Source organism: Endozoicomonas sp. SESOKO3, assembly GCF_024606255.1.
Window position 1 is genome coordinate 1 of record NZ_JAHHPR010000133.1, and the last position, 20,581, is coordinate 20,581.

Below are 20,581 nucleotides of genomic sequence, written 5' to 3' on the forward strand. Positions count from 1 at the left end.
AGCTGACCCTTTTAATAAATCTTTAGAGTATAACAATATGCTTGTTAAAATAATGATTTCGTGTTCGTTATATTGGTTGTCAAGCGTTGGACGTTGATATTAAATCATCACAACATGAGAGTGCCTTTAATCGGTCCGCTTTTGGAGGCGGCCTCGGTGGTATTCCCGAAGAAAATAAACAGTATGACGTTGTGGTGGTGAACTCCATGTTCTTGGCGAAGAAGCCGGCGAAAAACTGGATATTGTTCCGGCACGAAGAGGCAGGGTTATTGAACTTCGTCCGAAGTACGGCTGCCTCTATACCGATACGGCCAGGTATCCATCCTTAAACGGTTGAATGTCGACATCAGTCGTGCGACACTGGCCAACTGGATGATATGGACGGTGCAGCTGCTAACGCAGCTCCCTTTGCATCGAAATATCTTGCCATTCGGCTTGGATCGTCCAGTCTGTTGAACATGGAGAGATAATCCATTGTCGTTGAATTCCGGGCGCTGGGTGAGGGTTGGCTGAGATACGTGGTTACATTTCCAGCCGAGAAATTGAGAAAGTTGTAAGGAGCATTCGCAAGCCCTTGCAATGCAGTTTCTGACTGTCACTGTTTGACCCAGATTAACTGGTCAGTGTCAAATCCAAGCTTATCGGATTGTTGGATAAACCGTTCTTTTAACTCCTGGCTTATTTCAGGGGTTCGGGACAGAAACCATAGATAACCCCTATTAAAACCGCTAACAAAGGCGTACTGGTAACTCTTCTGGTCCAGTTCGAAGATAACATAAGAGCCATAAAAGGGGCCAAAGAAAGAGACTTTTAAATAGCCCTCACCACTTTGTCGAGCGAACTTTGCTGTGCCTCTTGCCCGACGGTATTCATCGTCTTTTTCAGAGTAGCCAGAGTTGGTCACTTTTACGGTACCGTCCAGTTGTAAGGTGTACTCAGCAGTGACCTGACTCAGGCCTCGCTCGAAGGAGTGATCCAGTCGGGCAATTTCGTACCACTTGCCCATATACCTTTCAATGTCAAAAGGTGTTACTGGTTTTACGTGTTCAGGAATTCCTGTGCAGCCTGAGACCAGTGCAAGCAGGGCCAGACAGGTAAAGAGTTTCATAAATAATCACCCTTTTTTTTATTCAAGGTAGATGTACGGGAATTTTAAGGGATAGGATGCAATTAAACATCTATTGTCGTGAAGGTGGCATTTTACCCCTGCTTAGAAAAGTTTATTATCATCAGCTTGATACTCTGAAAGCCTCGTCATAAGTGGCTTTCTGAAAGGCGAAGGGTCCTTGCGAACCGCTAGCTAATGTGGGTATTCAGCAGCACAGAATAATGCCAGCACCAGGGTGAAATTCGGGCTTGGCACTGGTTGACGGAAAAAATCCGAGATCAGTATCTTTGCGCGTTTAGGAGTCAATTATCAACTGCACTCAGATTTTTTATGTCAACTCTGATTCAGTTGCACGATTAACAATGTATTTATATTTTGCGTGCTACTTTGATGGCTGCATGGAAATTGAGAATAACGAAAGAGCTGCAGGGCAATAAGTGCTGTCTACAGGAAGTTGGTAGGTTAAGAGGAGTCGGCAGGAGCCAATCGGAGTCGAGGACAACCATCAGCTATAACTTGGGTGGTACTTTGCCGTAACAATCTTAACCATCCTGTGGATGCACAATAGATCCTGGCTTTCGTCTATCCTGAAGAATCTCATCAGTTAGCTTTAACGCTTAGATTCCTGACGATAGGGTAATACATCATGAAAAAATACTGGTACAGCCTAGTGGCTATTCCACAGCTGGTTTTTGCAATTGGCTTTGAGTTCCCTCCTTATCCTAAGTACGACGCAATGCCCCAACCGCATGTGTTCGGACGTGCAATTACTTCGTGTGCCATTCCTGCAGGAACCTATAGGCTTGATGCTCAATATATGGCCAAATTATATAACATCAGTATCAACAAATTGATGCTGAAATTGCATGTCAATCCTGGTGGACTTATGGTCCTGACCCTGCAACTCAAACCTGACGGCAGAGAAGAGTACTATTTGGTTAATCCCTATGGCAACTCAGAGGATTTAGCCAACCTATGCAATGGCTACCATTTCAGCTTTTGGTTTCAGAACATCAATCTACACGGGAAGAGGTTAAGCGGAGAGATCAACGGTGAATTCATAGCAGCGGATCACAAGAATTATCTGAAAGTGCGCGGTATTGTGGAGAGGTATGACCCTTCATGGCAATCCAGGGTGACTATAAAGCTTTCCAATCACCGAATGTCGCTTGCATACCCTTACGTTGAATAAGCATGGCGCTATTGATGGCTATCAATAACGATGGTGGCAAACTCTCTGGAAGCCAAGGTCTCAGTGACGACAAGTTTGCTTGGCTGAGCGGTCATTTGCTATTGCAGCCCTGCGTACAAGGTGGATTTCCGGGTGTGCCAATGCACTGTTTTCTCCACTTCGATTTTTAAAAAGTACGTTATTTTTGTTTTCCGTTTAGAGGTTTTTGATCGGTTTGTATTGGATAAATTGGCAGACGAAAGGTACTGTTTTAGAGCAATCTATGACTTAGCGTATGTGATTCAAAAATCTAAAGGAAAAGCAATGCCAAGAAGAATGACTCAGACCAAAGCCAGCACGCATCAGGCATTAAAAAATACGTCCTATGAAAGTATCGTTGTCAGTTGGTTGATGCAGGATGGTTGGCAGGTTTTTCTGCCTATTCTGGATCATGGACACCAAACGGACATATTAATTTCTGATGGGCCCAGCTATTACAGAATACAGGTCAAAACCGTCGAAGCCTCCAGTGACGACCACATTGTACATAATCAGTGGTCAGAAAGTAATGTCGATGTAGTCGTGTACTTTGCTCGAAATTCAAATTGGGGTTTCATTGCCCCTGCATTCACTGAAAAGAGGCGATCACTGAGTCACCCGGAACATCGGAAATTTATGCACGACAGAAAGAGCTTTCTGCGTGAGTTTCATCAATTTTAAGAGCGTTAGTCATTGCACTCTGGTCGGTATGGCGAGGTATTTGATGTTTTTTGCTTTTTGCCAATATCCGTTGTTTATGAACAATGGAAAAAAGAGTTGCGAAGCATATATTTTCATCGGGTCAATCACTAAGGAACTTGCTGATAAGGCCAGCCCACCTGATCTGATGGAAAAGGTACAAAGGCTGGCTGCACTCCCATAGAAGTGCAGCTCAGAAAGTATGAATTAGCTGTTGTTCATATACTGACTCGGGTCAATGTAGATACCCAACGAGCGTTTGTCGATACGCTTCTCATTGCTCTGTTCTTTATAGCGGAAAACGACCGTATCACCCACAGCAACCTCCAGAATCTTGTCGGCGGAGAGATATTTATATTCGTCATCAGATATGGTCAGTGTATGGATATAATAATCTGGCATACCCAGCCAGTCACTGTGTGGGCCTTCGGTGCTGATGTTCTCAAGAACACCGCGACCTTCCAGTTTTGGCTTGCGCTTTTGGAAGCTTCTTTGCATGGCAGTATTTGGATTACCGAGGAGTCAAAAAGAGTTTTTCAAATGGTGAGTGCCTTAACTCATGTCGCTAACTATAGGAAGACCGTGATCTCATGTCCATAGCAATAGAATGAAAATGTCGCATTTTCCGTGAAATTCATTCGTTTATGACCCGACTGGAATACTTGCCATGAAGGGACGCAAGACATGGGTGAGTCTATGGTTTTTTGCATATTATACGTTTGCGCCGCTGACGCCACTGATGAACGACATTCCAGCGCCAATAGAGCCTGATCAGCAGGTAGCCAAGAAAACCAAGAATAACACCGGTAATTAATGAGCCAAGATAGAGGGGTTTCCAGATTTTGGCCAGCCCGACACCCACGCCATGTAAAGAGAGTTCGAAGGACGTTTCACTGATGGGAACATCCAGGATGTGGCATCCCACCTTATAAGTGAAATAAAAGATGGCTGGCATGGTGACCGGGTTGGTGATCCAGACCAGGGCTACCGAAAGGGGCAGGTTGCAGCGGAATATGACGGCCATGGCAGCAGCCACAACCATCTGGAAGGGCATGGGTATAAAAGCACAGAACACGCCCACGAAAAAAGCACTGGCTGCTGAACGTCGATTCAGGTGCCAGAGGTTGGCATCGTGAATAGCGCTGCCCAGAAATCGCAGATGGCGGTTGCCCTTGATGGTTCCCGGATCCGGCAGATAGCGTTGTATCAGTTTCCTCGCCATGTCCCTTAAATATACTCTTTCTTTGATCTGAGACTGATTTCCAGTCTGCAGTGTGGACAAATCGTTCCAAAAGCAGTGAATCGAATGCAAAGACTCACTCCCTGAGGCTCGGTTGTCCCCGGTTGTTTTGATCAGGCAGTTTTGTGAGCATTAATCACTCACCCTCTCATTGCCTTGCAGAACCGTTTGACGTTATGCCATCTAACAGTGATACCCCCCAGCATAATCCAATCTTGATGACTATGCTGAGAGCCTGATACGTGCGCCAAACTCATATTGGGTCTGACCTGTGCGCTCTCTGTAAAAAAACTCGACATTATGCACTGATTAAATGAAACACACTATCCGTCTTCCCACAGCTTACTGTAGCTATTTATCGGGAATAGTGCTGACGGTTCTTTTTCCGGCAATACCAGGCGATATGTCTATTTGGTTTATCGGCGTTTTGGCCCTGGTGTTTATTGTGATAGGACTGCTGCATGTCATCAAAGAGGCTGTGGCTTGCCAGAGCATTGTAACGGGTGGCAATGACTTCCCTAAGGGTTTTTCGGTGTTGATCCTTCTTTATCTGGGGTTGGGATTGATCGGAATCTTTACAGGGTTTTTACATGCTGATGGGTTGAAGAAGAGCTGGATAAACAGAGAGCAAGAAAGCAGAGCGATGACAGTAACAGGATTCATCTCTGATATGCCTGCTTATCACCTGCACCTCACCCGCTTTGATTTTACTGTGAAAACCGTGGAAGGGAAGACTGCTGAGCATCTTAAAAAGATTCGACTTAGTTGGTATCAGGCACCTGAAATTCAGGCTGGAGACTTGTGGCAGTTACAGGTACGGATTAAGCACCCTCGGGGCAATCGCAGTCCGGGGGCTTTTGACAGAGAGGCCTGGGCGGCCAGAGAGAATATACAGGCAACGGGTTATGTTAAGTCAGGTGAAAAAATAGCGACTTCAGATGATATGGTTTTTTTCAGAAGTCGATATAGAAGTGCGGTACGACAGTGGCTCTATGAACATTGCAGCAAAAATTCTGCCGCCTTGTTATCAGCCTTGTTAATAGGTGATAAGTCGGGAATCTCTCAGCAACAATGGGAATCGTTGAATCAGACCGGTACGACTCATTTAATGGTGATTTCGGGTCTGCATATAGGTCTCATGGCGGCAGTCGGTTACTGGCTAACGATGATGCTGGCCCGAACAGGCGCTCTTCCTCTCAGGAAGATGACCTTGCCCCGATATGCTGCCGGGGCCGGTTTATTGTTTGCCCTGATCTATGCCTTCATGGCCGGCTTTACGGTGCCGGTTCAAAGAGCACTGGTGATGACCGGTCTGGCATTATCGGGTCCTTTGCTGGGTATTAAAGCCAGGCCCACGACTTTGTTCCTGCTGGCGCTTTGTGTCGTTCTGTCCATCGAGCCTTTGGCAATAACCAGTGCCGGTTTCTGGTATTCCTTTTCGGCGGTAGGCATTTTGCTCTACGGTTGCTGTGGCAGGATTTTTATGAATGCCGATATCAACATGGGAGGCAGGACGAGGCTCTGGCTTAGACCTCAATGGCTGGTTTTCCTGATGTTGGCTCCCATGTTGTTGTTCAATCAGCAATCGGTATCCCTGTTTTCGCCCCTGATTAATCTTGTTGCGATTCCTGTCATGGGGCTACTGGTCGTACCTGCTGCTTTTCTTGCGCTGGCATTGCAGCCGTTTTTCTTTTCGGTCTCTATCGGTATTCTTCATTTTCTGGATGACGCTTTCAGGTTTTGGGATGTGGGGCTGGCCACCGTCTCATCAGTGCCTGCTTTCATGCCTGTTGTTAGCATAGGACTGGTACAAGTTGTCCTGATTGCTGGAGCTGTATTGGTTCTGGCTACACCCAGGGGGCTTGGGTTAAGAGTACTTTTCCCCTTTTTTCTGCTGCCTCTTTTTTTTCCTGACAAGGATCACCCGGCAGCAGGAGAGGTGAAAGTGGCTGTACTGGATGTGGGGCAGGGGGTTGCAGTGCTCTTGCAAACTCGTCAGAACATACTGTTGTATGATACCGGAGTGGCTTCCAGAGGCCGTTTCAACTCGGTGGATGGTATCATTGTTCCGTATCTCAGCCGCCTTGGAATTGACCGGGTAGACCGTGTCATAATTTCTCACGGGGATAACGATCATTCGGGTGGGCTTGAATTGATTCATCAACGGTACCCAGAAGCAGAAATTATGTCGGGCTCTGCAGTTACCGGGTTTGAGGGGGCAATGAGTCCCTGTCTGCCTGGAATGAAATGGCAATGGGACGGAGTAGAGTTCGAGGTTTTGTCGGGCAGCCGGTTATCGGTTTCTGACAACGAGCGATCCTGTGTGTTGAGAGTGACAGCAGGTAATGAAAAGCTGCTCTTAACCGGTGATATTGGTAAAAAAACCGAGTCTCATCTAATCAATCAGTTTGAAAGTCTTGAGGCTGACTACCTACTGCTTCCACATCATGGTAGCCGCTTTTCAGGTTCGCAAGCGTTTTTGTCTCTGGTCAATCCATCACAGGTGCTGGTGTCCTCGGGTTATCGAAATCCATATGGACATCCGGCGGAGGAGACCCTGAATCGGGTTGAGCGACTCGGGGCAACTCTCTACAACACGGCTACTTCAGGAACGCTTAGTTTTGTCATGGGGAGGGGCCCGGAGGCAGTGAAAAAGTACAAAATTCAAAGTGCCAGATATTGGTGGCGCTGAGTGTAGAGCTACAGTTCAATCGTTGCAGCCATATTGTTGGCAATATTGCGGCTGATACGCATGTGTTCGTGGTTTTGAGCTGATGCTCTATGGTAGAGTCTTTTCATTAAACAGGCTTCTGGAAGGGAATGGGCTGTGTTCGAATTGGTGAAATCCGGTGGTTGGCTGATGCTGCCAATCCTGCTGAGTTCTGTCATTGCCATGGCAATTATTTTTGAACGTCTATGGACGCTCAGGCCGTCGCGCATTGCACCTAGAAATACTCTGTCTCAGGTCTGGAAGTGGATCAAGAATAATGACCTGGACAGCAAGAAAGTCAGTGGCTTGAGGAGCGGGTCTCCGTTGGGTGAAATCCTTGCGGCAGGCATTAGTAACGCCCGGTATGGCCGCGATATCATGAAAGAAAGTATTGAGGAGCAGGCTGGCAGGGTTATTCATGAACTGGAGCGTTATCTTAATACTTTGGGAACGGTTGCTGCCATTGCGCCTTTGCTGGGCCTGTTGGGTACAGTGATTGGTATGATTGATGTGTTTACCGTGATCATGCTGGAAGGCACAGGTAATGCCGGCGTGCTGGCAGGGGGGATCTCCAAAGCTCTGATTACCACTGCAGCTGGCCTGACCGTGGCGATTCCCAGCCTGATCTTTCACCGTTATTTTACCCGCCGTGTGGATGAGTTGGTTGTCACCATGGAGCAGGAAGCCACCAAGTTGGTGGAAGTGCTTCAGGGAGAGCGAAAGCTAAAAGACCGCGAGGGCAAGTGATGAAATTTCGTCGCCAGTCCCGGGAAGAGGTCTCGCTCAACCTGACACCACTGATTGATGTGGTCTTTTTATTGCTGATTTTCTTTATGGTTTCGACGACCTTCACCAAGGAGACTCAGTTGGCCATTGATTTACCGGAGGCCAGTGGTGAGCAAAGAGCAGCTGTTGAGAAGACTCGGGTGGAAATTACCATCAGCCGTGAAGGTTATTATGCTGTGAACGGTCGGTCTCTCGTGAACAGCAGTCTGGATACACTGAAAAATGCCTTGGCAAAAGTCAGTGAAGGAGACTCCAACCTGCCTCTTACTATCACGGCAGACGCCAATACGCCTTATCAGTCAGTGGTAACCGCCATGGACGCTGCCGGACAGCTGGGTTTTGCAAACCTCAGCATGACAACTCGAAAACCGGTAGAATCAGAGCAGTAACGGTGAATGAGCCAGAAAGGCCCGTGGCCTCTGATACAAGCGCAGTCTTCACAGGCTGCGTTTGCATTTTTTAGTTAAGAGTGACTGACTCCTCATGGAAAACAAAGAATCTCGTCGTTGGCAGGCAGTAATCAGTGACTCGGTTCTCAACTCATGGTACGGCCGCGGGTTCTGGACCCGACTGTTGCTTCCATTGTCTTTTTTATACGCCCGGATAGCCCGAAATCGCCGGATGAAGCTGGAACACTCCGAGCGCTGGCGGTCGCCTGTTCCCGTCATTATTGTTGGCAATATTACGGTAGGGGGTACGGGTAAGACGCCTTTTGTAGCCAGTTTGGTAGCAAGATTAATCCGGCAGGGATTTAAGCCAGGGGTCGCCAGTCGCGGCTTTGGAGCCGACAAAAGCATTCAATTACCCGCAGAAGTTTTGCCTGAGTCCGATCCTGCACTGGTTGGGGATGAGCCTGTAATGCTGGCTCAGCAGCTGAATGTCCCGATCATGGTGGATCCGGATCGGGTTTCAGCAGCAAAAGCACTGATTGAGCAGAAAAATTGTAATCTGGTGATCGCTGATGATGGTCTTCAACACTATAATCTGGATCGTCACGTTGAATTGGTGGTGTTGGATGGCCAGAGAATGCTGGGTAATGGTCTCAACTTGCCTGCCGGGCCCCTCAGGGAGCCACCCGGCAGGCTCAGGGAAGTCGATCAGGTTGTGATCAATGGTAAGCCCTCCGGTGTGGTTGATTGTCACTTTGACTGTTTTTTCCTTGAGCCTGATGCACTCAGGCCTGTCAATGGGAAGAATACGGATCAGCCGCCTGTCTCCGGTAAAGTTCATGCAGTGGCAGGTATAGGGAATCCGGAGCGCTTTTTCAGAACGCTGGAAAAACTGGGATATGAGGTGATTCCCCATCCTTTTCCCGATCATTATGGGTTCAGGAAAGAAGATTTTCAGTTTCGGGACAATCTGCCCGTTATCATGACGGCCAAGGATGCAGTAAAATGCTCTGCTTTCGCAGAATCCCGTTTCTGGTTTCTGCCGGTTCGGGCCAGAGTGCCTGAGACGGTTTTTGAACGCATTCTGACACTGATTGAAACTAATGGGCCGCAGAGTCGGTCTGATAAGGATACCCATGGACAAGAAGCTGTTTGAGATTCTGGCCTGTCCCCTCTGCAAGGGCAATCTGAAATACGACAAATCAGCGGCTGAGCTGATTTGTCGACCCTGCGGCATGGCCTATCCCATTCGTGATGGTATTCCTGTCATGCTGGAAAACGAAGCTCGTACCCTGACTGCTGATGAGCGGCTGGAGGGCGGCGAGGCGGCATCTTCCCAAGAGGATACATCTGCATGATGAGTGCTTCCACTGCTCCGTTTACAGTTGTTATTCCTGCCCGATTCAGTTCCAGTCGTCTGCCCGGCAAGCCACTGATTGATATCTGCGGTAAGCCTATGATTCAGCACGTCTATGAGCGAGCCTGTGAGAGTCAGGCCACTCGTGTCATTATCGCGACTGATGATGAGCGTATCATCAATGCCGTTGAAAAGTTCGATGCCGAGGCTTGCATGACGCTGGCCGGCCATCCTTCAGGAACCGATCGTCTTCAGGAGGTCACTCGTCTCTATGAAATGGGTGACAACGAAGTGATTGTTAATGTGCAGGGTGATGAGCCACTGATTCCGGCAAAAGTCATCGATCAGGTGGCTAATAATCTGATAAAGACTGAGACAGCGGGTGCTGCAACACTTTCCGAGCCTGTGCGGAATCGAGCCGATCTGTTTAATCCCAATGTGGTCAAAGTAGTGACTGATCGTGAAGGGTTTGCCCTTTACTTCAGTCGCGCTCCTGTGCCCTGGGCCAGAGATGAGTTTGCCGAGAATGGCAGCTCACTGCCCACAGTGGATATTTACAGACGCCACATTGGTATCTATGCGTATCGTGTCAGTCTGCTGAATCAGTATGTGCAATGGGAACAGAGTCCGGTTGAGTCCGTTGAGTCTCTCGAACAGTTGAGACTGCTCTGGAATGGCCATCGTATTCACGTGGCTGACGCCATGGAGACGCCTCCCCATGGGGTGGATACGGAAGCTGATCTTAAAGTGATCAGGGGGCTCGTGGAAAACAGGCTGGCCGATATTTCCTGATGAGAATTCTTGAAAACTATTCCCTCGAAGCCCTGAATACCTTTGGTTTCAGGGTCAATGCTCGCTATTTTGCTGAGGTAGGCTCGATCGGGGACCTTCATGAGGCCATCGCTTTTGCCACTCTGAAAAAACTGCCCGTTGTTCCTCTGGGGGGAGGCAGTAATCTGGTGTTAAGTAGTGATCAGGAAGCTTTGTTTATTCATGTCAATATCCTTGGTAAAAAGATCATTTCCCGAGAGGCTGGATGTGTCAGTGTGACTGCGGGAGCGGGTGAGAACTGGCATGGGTTTGTCCGCTGGACTTTGGGTAAACGGGCATTTGGGCTTGAGAATCTCTCCCTGATTCCGGGGAATGTGGGTGCAGCGCCGATTCAGAATATTGGTGCTTATGGTGTTGAAATCAAAGATTACTTCCAGAGTCTGGAAGCGCTGGATATTCAGTCTGGAGAACTGAAATGCTTTTCTCTTGAGGATTGCCAGTTTGGCTATCGTGACTCGATCTTCAAACAGTCGGCTCGTGACCATTTTATTATCACTTCTGTTACGTTTGCTCTGGATGCCAACTGGTTGCCCAGACTCTCTTATGGCCATTTGCAGCAGGAAGTAGAGCGGCGCTCAAACAAGCATCCTGATGCCTTTGCGATCAGTGACGTGGTCTGTGATATTCGCAGAGAAAAGTTGCCTGACCCATCAGAACTGGGTAATGCCGGTAGCTTTTTTAAAAACCCTCTGGTGGATGAAGCGCTTTTGAAGAGGGTGCAGACAGATTACCCTGACATCGTGGCCTATCCCTTTGAAGGGCGTTGGAAGCTGGCCGCTGGCTGGCTGATTGATCGGGCAGGCCTCAAGGGTTTTCGTCAGGGATCGGTTGGCACTTATCACAAGCAGGCTCTGGTACTGGTCAATCATGGCGGGGCAGAGCCTGATGATTTGCTGAGGCTGGCCAGACACATCCGGGCTGTTGTTCATGATCAGTTCGGTGTCGAGCTTGAGATGGAACCAAGAGTCTATTGATTTTTATTCTGTTCTCTCAAAAACCAGTGCCAGTTTTCTGGCAATCTTTTTCCCTTCTTGTGGTGAAGAAAACACCGTTTCCGGGCTGTCTACTCTTAAGTAAGTACGAGATTTTTTCTGTTCGATGAAAGCCTGTGATGCAGTGAGGCTTGTACTGTAAATGGAGTTTTCATGCGCAGTGTTCTGTCATTATTGGTGCCATACCTGTTTGTGAGCCTATTGGTTACAAGCGTGTCCGCGGAAGATTGGCTGTCAGCCCCTTCCGCCTTCTCAGAGCCCGGTGTCCGAATCAAGAGTGAAGGCCATTCAGAAGCTGCTTCCAGTCAGCAGTTGATCAGTTGGATGTCGACAGCGCCCCAGCACGGTATTGAGTTCCCTCAGAGTCAGTGGCTGCAGTTGGCGACTGATCCCTCTGAGCAGAATGTTCGAAAAGTAGCTTCCGAATTTGCGGCTTATCTGGATACCGGGCGACTGGACAGAAGAGTTTATCAGCCCGGATGGAGGATTGCAGACACAGCTGCCTTGCCTGTATTACAGGAGCATATGGACTCCAACTCGCTTGATTTGATTGAGCCCAGGCTGCCGCAATATGAGTTGTTCAAGAAAACACTGCAACGATTGAATACTCATCTGGAAAAAGCCATTGATCACTTTCCGGCGGATAGGGTGCTGCAAGAAGGAGATCGTCATCCTTCCATTTTGACTCTGAACCGATGGTTGATTGATCTGGATCTGGCCGATCGTTTGCCAGCAGGGCAGTTCAGTCGATCCCACACGTCAGTGATCAAGAATTTACAAAAGCAATATAGGATTCGTGCGGACGGGTATATTGGTCAGCGCACTCGTCAGGCTCTGGTTGCATTAACCCTTGAAAGAATCAAAGTCCTGAAGGTGAATATGGAGCGAATGAGGTGGATGCCCAGATCATTGCCTTATCCTCATGTGCTGGTGGATATTGCTGGTTTTAATGTGGCCTGGGTGACGGGTAGAGAAAAACAGAGGCTCTATCGGGCCATCGTTGGCAAGCCTTCTCGCCAGACTCCGATTTTTCAGGAAAGTATAGAGAGTATTACAGTCAATCCTTACTGGCGAGTACCATCTTCTATTTCCTCAACTTCGTTATTGAGAAGGGCTCAGAAAGATCCTGCATTCCTGAAACGTGAGGGTTTTTCTGTTTATGAGAGCTGGAAATCAAGTGCAAGAGAGCTGGATCCTGATACTATCAACTGGAACAAATACAGTCAGAGGGGCTTTCCCTATCGTTTGGAGCAGAAGCCGGGGAAGGTGAATCCATTGGGTAAGTATAAGTTGGACTCTCCCAATGCCTACAGTGTCTATCTGCACGATACTGACAAGCCAGATCTTTTCAGGCAGTCTGTCAGAACCTTCAGTTCCGGTTGCACCCGGGTTGAGAATATTGAGCATTTAATCGGTAATATTCTTAAAAGTCAGGGAATGGAAAATGAAGTAAGGACGTTGCAGGCCACCACGGAGACAGGTAAGTTAAAACTCAGAAAACCCGTTCCACTCTATTTTGTTTACTTCACAGCCTGGCCAGATAGCAGTGGCCGTGTTCGATTCAGGCCGGACATTTACAACCTGGATGATGCTTTGTTGGCCAGACTGTAAGTGCAATCAAAACAGGCTTTCGAATTATCTTCGCTATAGGCATTGTAAGTTGGTATGCTGACGGTATTGACTGGACCATCTTCATGGATTGACACTCTGTTACTTTCAGGGACAGGGTGTTTTTAGCCGATAAGAGTTTTCGGATGACTGCCAAGACAGCCGCTGTGTCTTCTATACCTCAGACCCATCGTCAGGAATTGATTGTTGATTTAATTCGTCAGCATGGCTTTATGACGACAGATGAATTGGTGCAACACTTTAAAGTGGCTGCCCAGACGATTCGCAGAGATCTCAATGAGTTGGACAAAAAAAAACTGATCTCACGGCATCATGGTGGGGCAGGTCTGCCGTCCAGTAGTACTGTTAATACTGCTTATTCTGAGCGAAAGATGAGCCTGAGTGAAGAAAAGGATCGCATTGCAGCAGAGCTGGTCAAGAGAATACCTGATGGTGCATCGCTGTTTATCAATATCGGCACTTCAACTGAAGCGGTTGCCAGGGCATTGCTTAATCACAGGGCGTTAAGAGTCGTAACCAATAACCTTCATGTGGCTTCAATTCTTTTACAGCGTGAAGACTTTACCGTTGTGATTGCAGGGGGGGAAGTTCGAAATCGTGATGGTGGTATTGTCGGTCAGGCAACTCGGGATTTTATTGAACAATTCAGAGTAGATTATGCTGTTATGGGGATCAGTGGTATCGATATGGACGGAGCCCTGATGGACTTCGATTATCATGAGGTTAGGGTCGCACAGGCCATGATTGGTAATGCCAAACACTGTTTTCTGGCGGCAGACCATAGTAAATACGGACGGAGTGCCATGGTCAGGTTGGGGCATCTTGAGCAGATTGATGTCTTATTCACGGATGTTGAGCCACCTGAGCCACTCGAGGAGGTTATAGCAAATTCGGCGATAGAGTTGGTGATTTGCGACTAGCAATTATCGTTGTTAAAAAAAGGAGAGGTATTACCTCTCCTTTTTTTTATAAGAGTCGATGTAGTCTGACAGGTCTACAACGATGGACTCTCTTCGAAACAACTAAGCCCGGTGATGGCTCACCGGGCTGGATTATTAGTTTTCCTGTGATGCAGAGACAGCGGATTTTTGGTCTTCAGATGGTTTGTTTTCAGACTGCTGAGTAGCTGCTGTAGCTCGCTGTTGCTCCTGGCGACGCTTCATACGAGGGTCGTTGTGAGCGCGGCTGCGTCTGCGGCGCGGGGCAGGCTCTTCCTTCTTGCTGAACTCAACAATATTCGAGGTTGGCTCAGCTAAAGCATCAGGCTTGACCGCCTCAGGGGCTTCCTGGTTTTGAGGTGCGGCTTCAGTCGATTGTGCCGGAGAGGGTGTTTCTGTCTCTGCTGGAGCAGCTGCCATGGTGGTCTCAGTCCCCACAGCGGCAGGCTTGGCAGATTCTTCTGCTTTTGCAGCTCTGGGTTCAGCACCTGGCTGAACCGGAATATTCGGCTGCTGAAGAGGAGTTGCTTCTCTGTGGCTATTGGCGGCCACTGCCTTGGCCATTTCAGTCATTCGAGGTGTGGTGGTTTTAAGTCCTTCTGTAACCGGCTGCGTAGCATCTGCTTTATGACGGACGTCTTCAGCGTGAGGCTTCTGCTCAGTGGCAGGAGCTGGCTTGCTGACAGCTTCTTCAGTCTGTCTGATTGCTGGCGCTTCGGCAACTACCTCGACCGTTTCTGGCTGGTGGGTAACTTGCTGCCTGGATTCTCTGGTAACCGTGTTTTCAGCCGAAGCTTCCTGCGGCGTTTTTACTCCCTGTTGGAGAGCTGGTTTATTTCTCTGCCTTTGAGGAGCTTGTTCTAAAGGCTCTTTAACAGCCGCAGGCGCATTAATAGCCGCAGGTGCCCGGGTGGCCGCAGGGTGTGCCGGGTCATCTGTCCTGCTTTCTTCAGGCTTTGAGAGTGAAGGCAGTACAGGTTGTTCCAGTTGGCTTCGATCTCTCTGGGAGGGGCGGTTGTTTCTTCTGCGATGTGCAGTGCCGGGGCGACGGCGACGACGGTTATCTTCCTGCTGTTCAGAAGTGGTCTGGTCCTGATGTTTCGGTTCTGTTAAAGGCTCACGACGATCTCTTCTTTCTTGTTGCAGGCGACGAGAGCTACGCTCTTCCGGCTGCTGGCGAATATTGCGTTCCTGCCGGGACGTGTTGTCTTTTCTCTCGTCCTGCTGGCGACCACTGCGACGGCGCTCGTGGCGAGCTTGGCGACCATCAGGCTGCTCTTTGTGGTGCTGTGGCTTAGTGCGTTGCTGGCGCTGGCCACGATGATCCCGTTGTTGAGAGTCGCGTTGTTGACTATTGCGATCTCTTGGCTGACGAGCAGGTTTGTGAGTTTCAGTCTGGGCAGGCTTTTCAGGGGTTTCTTCAGCTGCGAAGAGGCCGCCAATCGCTTTGACAAAAGATTTAAGCAGGCCTTGTTTTTCAGCCTGAGCCGGCGCAGGTTGAGTCGGAGCTACGTTCTTGACTGCCGCTTCCTGCCGGGGTGTAGCTTTGGTCTGGGAAGAAGCCGCTTTTTCTTCCTGTGGTTCTTCGGCAGAGATGATTTCGTAGCTGCTCTCAGAGCCTTCCAGTACGTGGTCATCTCTTAGGCGCTGTACGTCGTAATGAGGCGTTTCGAGATTAGGGTTGGGAATCGCAACAATGCGGATCCTGTGACGTTTCTCAATCTTGGCGATGGTCTGCCGTTTCTCATTTAACAGGAATGCAGCTACAGCGACTGGTACCTGGGCACGGATTTCAGAAGTCTTGTCTTTCAGGGCTTCTTCTTCCATTAAACGTAGGATGGATAAAGCCAGAGATTCAATGTCACGGATAGTACCCTGACCAGAACATCTTGGGCAGACTACGCCGCTGGTTTCACCCAGTGAAGGGCGCAGACGCTGACGTGACATTTCCAGCAGCCCGAATAGAGAAATTCGTCCGGTCTGGACGCGCGCGCGATCCATGGATAGAGCCTGACGGATGCGGTTCTCGACTTCGCGCTGATTGCGGTTGTGGCTCATGTCGATGAAGTCGATCACAATCAGACCGCCGATATCACGGAGTCTGAGCTGCCGGGCAATTTCATCGGCCGCTTCCAGGTTGGTGTTCAGTGCGGTTTCTTCGATATCGCCACCACGGGTTGCACGGGCGGAGTTAATGTCAATGGAAACCAGGGCTTCAGTGGGGTCAATGACAATAGAACCACCGGAAGGTAGCTTAACTTCGCGCTGGAAGGCTGTTTCAATCTGGGATTCGATCTGGAAGCGGTTGAACAGTGGAATGCTGTCTTTATACAGCTTGACCTTGTGCTGATATTGAGGCATCACGCGCCTGATGAAATCCAGGGCTTCGTCAAATACGCTGGTTTTGTCGATCAGTACTTCGCCAATGTCCTGACGCAGATAATCTCGGATCGCACGAATAATAACGTTGCTTTCCTGATAAATCAGCATGGGTGCAGGCTTTTGCGCTGCATCTTTGATGGAACTCCAGAGTTGAAGCAGGTAGTCGAGGTCCCATTGCAGCTCTTCTCTGGAGCAACCGAGGCCCGCGGTGCGCACAATAACACCCATTTCGGAAGGGGTATTGAGGTTGCTGAGAATTTCACGGAGCTCAGCCCGCTCATTACCTTCAATGCGACGGGAAATACCGCCGGCTCTGGGGTTGTTCGGCATCAGAACAAGGTAACGACCTGCCAGGCTGACTAGTGTCGTGAGAGCCGCACCTTTGTTACCACGCTCTTCCTTATCAACCTGAACAATGACTTCCTGCCCTTCCCTGATGACGTCCCTGATATTGGGGCGACCACCTTGGTGGGGGGAGCTGAAGTATTCCCGGGATATCTCTTTCAGGGGGAGGAATCCGTGACGTTCAGCGCCAAAATCGACAAAAGCAGCCTCCAGGCTGGGCTCAACCCGGGTGATTTTTCCTTTGTAGATATTAGCTTTTTTCTGTTTACGAGCGCCGGACTCAATGTCCAGATCGTATAGTCGCTGGCCATCAACCAGTGCAACGCGCAACTCTTCAGACTGAGTTGCATTGATTAACATTCTCTTCATAGAGTACCGAATAAATTCAGAGGCTAGCCTCTCAAGCCGGCACTGCCCGTTTTCTTGTTTTCCGGTCCGTCACTGATGCGGAACTGCCGGTTTATAATCTGTGCTATCAGAGTTACTTCCCAGTACTTCTTTAACCTGCTTTGTAACGATATAGCATCAAACTGGTGACCAGGTCTTGATCCAGACGGGCCACCCTGGGCGGGGAATTCAGTCTTGCCGGGAGTTTTCGGCGTTTATCGATAGCGATTGGCTCGATAAAAAAATAGGCCGATGATAATGTCAACTTTCCCGGAGTTTTCCTCACGCCCGGAATCCGGGGGTGCACTGCTTGACAGAGAGTAGCGCTGTTTATCTTACACGGCTGGGCCGTGATGGTGTTTCATCTGTCCTGAGTGTCATCGGCTCTGCTTCAAGTGGCTTGATGGCTCTTTGTACTTGCCAATCCCGCTGTCGGCCGCTCTCAGGTTTCGTAAATCGAACTGCCTCTTCAGATATGCACAAGGCAGTGCCTCAACTATACCAGCAATCAGTAAGTGCTTCAAATGGGGGAAAGCTGATACTATAGCACTATGGATAGACATCAGAACGACTCTCGGCAGGCCGGGGAACCCCGCCCAGCGGTAAAAATGATTAATATTGATAGCGAAGATGCCGGGCAGCGGGTCGATAATTACCTGATACGGATTCTCAAAGGCGTACCTAAAACCCGGGTTTACAGAATTATTCGTAAGGGTGAAGTAAGGGTAAACAAAAAGCGTGTAACCGCCGATTACCGGCTTCAGGATGGAGATCTGTTAAGGGTTCCCCCTGTCAGGGTTTCAGAAATGGCTCCCGTGGCAGCGCCGGGGGCGGTCATTACCCGGAAGCTTGAAGACTCCATCCTTTATGAAGACAAATCTCTGATCATCATCAATAAGCCAGCGGGTATTGCTGTTCATGGTGGCAGCGGTATTGCTCACGGTGTTATTGAGACCCTGAGAAATATTCGCCCCGAGGAGCGAAGTCTGGAGCTGGTCCATCGTTTGGATCGTGATACCTCGGGCTGTCTGATGATTGCTAAAAAACGAAGCATGCTTCGTTATCTTCATGCCCAACTGAAGGAAGACAAAATCAGTAAAATCTACAACGCTCTCGTCCTTGGGCGCTGGCCAAGCAGGAAGGTTCTGGTGAATGCGCCTTTGCTGAAAAATACCCTTCGTTCCGGAGAGCGTGTTGTGACGGTTGATTTAGAAGGTAAACGTTCAAAGACCCTTTATAAGGTCCTGGAGCGGTTTAGTCATGCCAGTGAAATGGCCACTTTGGTAGAGGCCAGTCCGGTTACCGGAAGAACACACCAGATCAGGGTGCATTGTCTGTATGCCGGGTACCCAATTCTCGGGGATGAAAAGTACACGTCAGATGAAGATAATAGACGATTCAGAGAGTTTGGGCTGAAGCGACTTTATCTTCACGCTGCCAGGCTCAGATTGGTCCTGCCGGACGGCCAGACTTTAATAATTGATGCCCCTTTGCCGGAAGATCTTGGCGGTGTGTTAGAGACGCTCAGGGGTTAATGTTTTTAATGATGTTGATCGCGGTTTTTCCAGCGCTATGGGCATCAGGACAAACAGCAGTAAATTGATCAGGTAAGATGGAAAGAAAAGAGTATTCACTGGTTGTATTTGACTGGGATGGCACGTTAATTGACTCAGTGCCCAATATTGTGACCGCTCTGGTGAAGGCGGCAGAGAGTTTGGCGTTGCCTGTTCTTGCAGATGATTCTTATAAAGGCATTATTGGTCTGAGTCTGGGAGAAGCAATTGCAAAACTTTATCCCGGGTTGGATGAAGAGCAGGCCCTCGTTTATCGTGAGGCATACCGGGATTTTCATCTTGAGCTGGAGCAAAAGCCATCCCGTCCTTTCCCCGGAGTTAGCCGGGGTCTGGAGTGTCTGAAAGGCGCTGGGGTCAGAATGGCGGTGGCTACGGGTAAAAAAAGAGCAGGTCTGGAACGCTCGATGGCCGCCAATGATTACCAGCCCTATTTTGAGGCTAGCCGGACAGCTGATGATGCTTATTCCAAACCTCATCCGATGATGCTTGAACAGTTGCTGGCTGAGTTTGGTGTGACTGCAGATCAGGCGCTTATGGTTGGGGATTCCGGGTTTGATCTGGACATGGCTGCCAATGCCGGCATGGACAGTGTGGCGGTCAGCTATGGTGCGCAGGATGAATGCAGGCTCAAAGAGCATGGCCCTGTGCACACGGTGGGCTCTTTTGATGAGTTGGTTGACTGGTTGGGCAAACGCTGACAGTCCCGGTGAAAGAACAGTTTTGTGCCCCGGTCAAATGGGAAACAGAAAAGGTTATTGAAAATAACAGGAGTGAGTTGAGTGAGTAGTTCATGGAATGAGAGTGATGACTATGAACAGTCAGGTGATAAAGATGGGCGTGCCTGGAAGCTGATTGAGGATCTGGCTCAGGGGGCCCTGAGAGAGCAGCGCCGTGCACGTCGCTGGGGGATTTTCTTCAAACTTCTGACCTTTGCTTGGTTGTTTGTATCCGTGGGTGTTTTCTATAAAGCCATGCATGTGGATTTTTCCAGTGCTCCAGCCAGTGTATCTCACACTGCTCTGGTCGACCTGGATGGTGTTATCGGCACCGATGATGTCAATGCTGACTCAGTGGTTACAGGGCTGCGCGCGGCTTTTGAAGATAAAGGCACAAAGGGTGTTATTCTTCGTATCAACAGCCCTGGTGGCAGTCCCGTTCAGTCTGGTTACATTTACGACGAGATCAGGCGTCTGAGACAAATGTATCCTCAGACTCCTCTCTATGCAGTGGTCATGGATATTGGTGCTTCAGGTGGTTACTACATAGCGGCGGCGGCTGACAAGATTTATGCGGATAAAGCCAGTCTGGTGGGTTCCATTGGTGTAATTTCTTCCGGCTTTGGCTTTGTTGACGCCATGAAAAAGCTGGGTGTGACTCGTCGTACCTACACTGCGGGTGAATTCAAAGCCTTTAATGATCCTTTCCAGCCACAAGACTTTGAAGCTACGCAGCGGTGGCAGCAGTCTCTGGATACGATCCACAATCAATTTATCAATGTGGTCAAGCAGGGGCGTGGAGATCGACTGTCTGATAACAAGGATATCTTTTCAGGTATGGTCTGGACAGGTGAGCAGGCGGTAGGACTGGGTCTGCTTGATGGTCTGGGCAGTGCAGGTTATGTGGCTCGTGAAGTGATTGGTGAGGAAGAAATTGTCGACTTTTCTCTGCGTTTGACACCTTTTGAGCGTTTTGCCAGAGATTTCGGTGCGGGGGTTGCCTCAACTGCGGTTAAAGTGCTTGGGCTGAACTCGCTATCGCTGCAGTGATGTTTTTGGAGTGATTAGGGTATGAAAATGGCCAGCGATTTACTGGCCTTTTTCATACTGCTTCTGACATGGTCAGAGGTAGTGATGGGCTGGTTGGGAGATAGTGTTGTCTGCGTCTTTTTTGCCCAGATCGTTTTTGCTCTTGATTAAATCCGCAACGAGCGCAACACTCGCTGTTATGGATAAGGTTCAAGCTACCTTGTCAAACACTTAAGAAAGATATTTCTGGCACCGTTGA

18 protein-coding genes are annotated in these 20,581 nt (G+C 49.1%); 14 read left to right on the plus strand and 4 right to left on the minus strand.

The genetic code is table 11. The features are described from left to right. Positions 1-595 precede the first annotated feature (595 nt). A complete protein-coding gene (locus tag KDK18_RS02325; RefSeq protein ID WP_257252913.1) occupies positions 596-1,108 on the minus strand; it encodes a lipocalin family protein in 513 nt (170 codons plus the stop codon). A 646-nt stretch (positions 1,109-1,754) separates the two neighbouring features. On the opposite strand from KDK18_RS02325, the gene KDK18_RS02330 reads away from it, so the two are divergent. Further along, a complete protein-coding gene (locus KDK18_RS02330) occupies positions 1,755-2,300 on the plus strand; it encodes a hypothetical protein (protein WP_257252914.1) in 546 nt (181 codons plus the stop codon). Between the two features lie 303 nt (positions 2,301-2,603). Further along, positions 2,604-2,999: a hypothetical protein gene (locus tag KDK18_RS02335; RefSeq protein ID WP_257252916.1), complete on the plus strand. Its 396-nt coding sequence runs from the start codon at positions 2,604-2,606 to the stop codon at positions 2,997-2,999. A 225-nt stretch (positions 3,000-3,224) separates the two neighbouring features. On the opposite strand, the gene KDK18_RS02340 is transcribed toward KDK18_RS02335, so the two are convergent. Together KDK18_RS02340 and KDK18_RS02345 are read right to left on the minus strand one after the other, a co-directional pair. Further along, entirely contained in the window at positions 3,225-3,515 is a 291-nt protein-coding gene (locus KDK18_RS02340) for a hypothetical protein (RefSeq protein WP_257252918.1), read from the minus strand. A gap of 196 nt (positions 3,516-3,711) precedes the next feature. After that, positions 3,712-4,239: a DUF2062 domain-containing protein gene (locus tag KDK18_RS02345; RefSeq protein WP_257252920.1), complete on the minus strand. Its 528-nt coding sequence runs from the start codon at positions 4,237-4,239 to the stop codon at positions 3,712-3,714. Positions 4,240-4,660: 421 nt separating this feature from the next. Between KDK18_RS02345 and KDK18_RS02350 the strand changes: the two genes are divergently transcribed. From KDK18_RS02350 to KDK18_RS02390, 9 genes are all read left to right on the plus strand, one after another. Beyond that, the gene (locus tag KDK18_RS02350) at positions 4,661-6,949 is read left to right on the plus strand and encodes a DNA internalization-related competence protein ComEC/Rec2 (RefSeq protein ID WP_257252921.1); all 2,289 of its coding nucleotides are present in this window, start codon (positions 4,661-4,663) and stop codon (positions 6,947-6,949) included. Positions 6,950-7,084: 135 nt separating this feature from the next. Continuing rightward, complete coding sequence (locus KDK18_RS02355; protein ID WP_257252922.1) at positions 7,085-7,714, plus strand: MotA/TolQ/ExbB proton channel family protein; 630 nt, start codon at positions 7,085-7,087, stop codon at positions 7,712-7,714. After that, positions 7,714-8,142, plus strand: coding sequence for a biopolymer transporter ExbD (locus KDK18_RS02360; protein ID WP_257252924.1), 429 nt, complete (start codon positions 7,714-7,716; stop codon positions 8,140-8,142). The genes KDK18_RS02355 and KDK18_RS02360 overlap by 1 nt, the downstream gene beginning before the upstream one ends. Before the next feature lie 94 nt (positions 8,143-8,236). After that, the gene (lpxK, locus tag KDK18_RS02365; RefSeq protein ID WP_257252925.1) at positions 8,237-9,298 is read left to right on the plus strand and encodes a tetraacyldisaccharide 4'-kinase; all 1,062 of its coding nucleotides are present in this window, start codon (positions 8,237-8,239) and stop codon (positions 9,296-9,298) included. Further along, positions 9,279-9,500, plus strand: coding sequence for a Trm112 family protein (locus KDK18_RS02370; RefSeq protein WP_257252927.1), 222 nt, complete (start codon positions 9,279-9,281; stop codon positions 9,498-9,500). Before lpxK ends, KDK18_RS02370 begins: the two co-directional genes overlap by 20 nt. Continuing rightward, positions 9,497-10,291, plus strand: a complete 795-nt coding sequence (gene kdsB / locus KDK18_RS02375; protein WP_257252928.1) for a 3-deoxy-manno-octulosonate cytidylyltransferase — start codon at positions 9,497-9,499, stop codon at positions 10,289-10,291. Before KDK18_RS02370 ends, kdsB begins: the two co-directional genes overlap by 4 nt. Beyond that, complete coding sequence (murB, locus tag KDK18_RS02380; protein WP_257252929.1) at positions 10,291-11,304, plus strand: UDP-N-acetylmuramate dehydrogenase; 1,014 nt, start codon at positions 10,291-10,293, stop codon at positions 11,302-11,304. Before kdsB ends, murB begins: the two co-directional genes overlap by 1 nt. 231 nt (positions 11,305-11,535) lie before the next feature. After that, a complete protein-coding gene (locus KDK18_RS14610) occupies positions 11,536-12,933 on the plus strand; it encodes a L,D-transpeptidase family protein (protein WP_257252930.1) in 1,398 nt (465 codons plus the stop codon). A 173-nt stretch (positions 12,934-13,106) separates the two neighbouring features. Continuing rightward, complete coding sequence (locus KDK18_RS02390; protein WP_257252937.1) at positions 13,107-13,871, plus strand: DeoR/GlpR family transcriptional regulator; 765 nt, start codon at positions 13,107-13,109, stop codon at positions 13,869-13,871. Positions 13,872-14,006: 135 nt separating this feature from the next. On the opposite strand, the gene rne is transcribed toward KDK18_RS02390, so the two are convergent. Further along, entirely contained in the window at positions 14,007-16,985 is a 2,979-nt protein-coding gene (rne, locus tag KDK18_RS02395) for a ribonuclease E (RefSeq protein ID WP_257252931.1), read from the minus strand. A gap of 569 nt (positions 16,986-17,554) precedes the next feature. On the opposite strand from rne, the gene rluC reads away from it, so the two are divergent. From rluC to KDK18_RS02410, 3 genes are all read left to right on the plus strand, one after another. Beyond that, positions 17,555-18,538: a 23S rRNA pseudouridine(955/2504/2580) synthase RluC gene (gene rluC / locus KDK18_RS02400; protein ID WP_257252933.1), complete on the plus strand. Its 984-nt coding sequence runs from the start codon at positions 17,555-17,557 to the stop codon at positions 18,536-18,538. 77 nt (positions 18,539-18,615) lie between these two features. Then, the gene (locus KDK18_RS02405) at positions 18,616-19,275 is read left to right on the plus strand and encodes an HAD-IIIA family hydrolase (protein WP_257252935.1); all 660 of its coding nucleotides are present in this window, start codon (positions 18,616-18,618) and stop codon (positions 19,273-19,275) included. A gap of 81 nt (positions 19,276-19,356) precedes the next feature. Continuing rightward, positions 19,357-20,343, plus strand: a complete 987-nt coding sequence (locus tag KDK18_RS02410; RefSeq protein ID WP_257252936.1) for a S49 family peptidase — start codon at positions 19,357-19,359, stop codon at positions 20,341-20,343. Positions 20,344-20,581 lie beyond the last annotated feature (238 nt).